Origin of the sequence: Streptomyces sp. MB09-01 (assembly GCF_033794505.1) — a bacterium.
Taxonomy (GTDB): Bacteria; Actinomycetota; Actinomycetes; order Streptomycetales; family Streptomycetaceae; genus Streptomyces.
Genome location: NZ_JARAYQ010000537.1, coordinates 1 through 1,559, shown reverse-complemented (window position 1 = coordinate 1,559; position 1,559 = coordinate 1). Strand labels below are relative to the sequence as shown.

Here is a 1,559-nt window from a genome sequence, read left to right as displayed (position 1 = left end):
AGCGGGGACGGGGCCGCGGACGGCTCCGCCGTGTCCGGGACCGGGACCGGGACAGGGCTCGGCGTCGGGATCGCGCTCGGCGTCGGCGCCGGTGCCGACGTTGCGACAGACGTCGGATCCAGAGGGTCAACGGGTTCCAGGGTTTCCAGCGGTACGAGGGGCTCCAAGGGAGGCTCGGGCGCCGCTGGTTCGGGGGGCTCCGGTGTCACGGCGGGCAGCGGGGCGGCGGCGGCCATCCGTTCGGGCGTCCAGAAGGTCTCGGCCTCGTGGGCGGACCAGCGGCCCGCGCTCACCGAGGCAGTGCTCTCGGCCTCGGCCACCGGCAGCGGACCTCCGGGCACCAGCAGGGCGGCCGCCAGCGCGGCCATCGTCACCATACGTCGCATTCCGGGCACTCCCTAAACGGCCTGGGGAAAACGGAAGAGCCGGTCCGGGTCGTAGGCACGCCGGACCTCCTGCAGGCGGGCGAGGTTCGGGCCGTAGTAGGCCTCGCGCCATCCGGTGAGTTTCGGGTCGGTGTAGTTCTGGTAGGCCCGGCCGCTCGCCCAGGGCCGCAGGTCCCGCCAGAGCCCGTCGAGCCAGGCCTCGTGCCGGCTCACCTCGGCGGCCGGCGCGGACTCGGGCCAGTGGACGAGGTACTGGGCGAGATAGGCACTGTCGCGGTGCGCGAAGGCGGTGTCCGCGACAGCGACCCGGTTCAGGGCGCCGCCGCAGACTCCGTCGAACTGCACCACCGCGAGCCCGCCCCGGGGAACACCGGCCCCGGACCCGTACCGCCGCACCGCGTCCAGGACCGTGCCGATCGCCGCGTCGGGCAGCCCGGCGCCCGCCCAGAAGTCGGAGCGGGCGGCGTAGGAGTGCCGGTCGAGCCGCCCCTGCGGGTCCCGGCCGGGCAGGGTGCCCGGCAGCCGGCACTGGGCCGCGGTCAGCTCCAGGCAGCCCGACATGGCCCGCAGGGTGTCCGCGTGACTGCGTACGACGGTCCACTCGTCCCGCGGCGGTCCGCCGACCAGGTCCGACAGCCGGGTCAACTGCCGTTCCAGCTCCCCGCGCCCGTCGAGGCACACGACCCGGACCGCGGGGGGCGCCGTCGCCCCGTCACCCGTACCAGTACCGGCTTCGACGGTGAACTCCACCTGGCTCCAGAACGGGTCCGGCAGTCCGGCCAGCCAGCGCTGCCAGCCGCGCAGGACGTCGGCGGACCGGCCGGCGGGCCAGTGGAGTTCGGCGAAGGCGCAGGCCCGGGGGGCGGGGTGCGGGCGGAAGCGGAACTCGGTGACCACGCCGAAGTTGCCGCCCCCGCCGCCGCGCAGGGCCCAGAAGAGTTCCGGATCCCGGTCGGCGTCGACCTCGCGCACGCCCCCGTCGGGCGTCACCACCCGGGCCCCCGCGAGCCGGTCCGCGGTGGTCCCGTACGCCCGCGAGGCCAGCCCCAGACCGCCGCCCAGGGTGAGCCCGGCGATGCCGACCGACGGGCACAGCCCGGTCGGGACGGCCACCCCCCGCCCGGCGAGGGCCGCGTGCACGTCCCCGAGCCTGGCCCCCGCGCCGATCCGTAC

Annotated in this window: 1 protein-coding gene and 1 pseudogene; both read right to left on the bottom strand. The window is 76.3% G+C overall.

The features are described from left to right. Positions 1-386: pseudogene (locus PV721_RS43270) on the bottom strand (hypothetical protein); the annotation flags it as partial. 12 nt (positions 387-398) lie between these two features. Continuing rightward, positions 399-1,559 (bottom strand): FAD-binding oxidoreductase (locus tag PV721_RS43265; protein ID WP_319734341.1); only part of this gene is annotated, 1,161 nt, incomplete at its 5' end.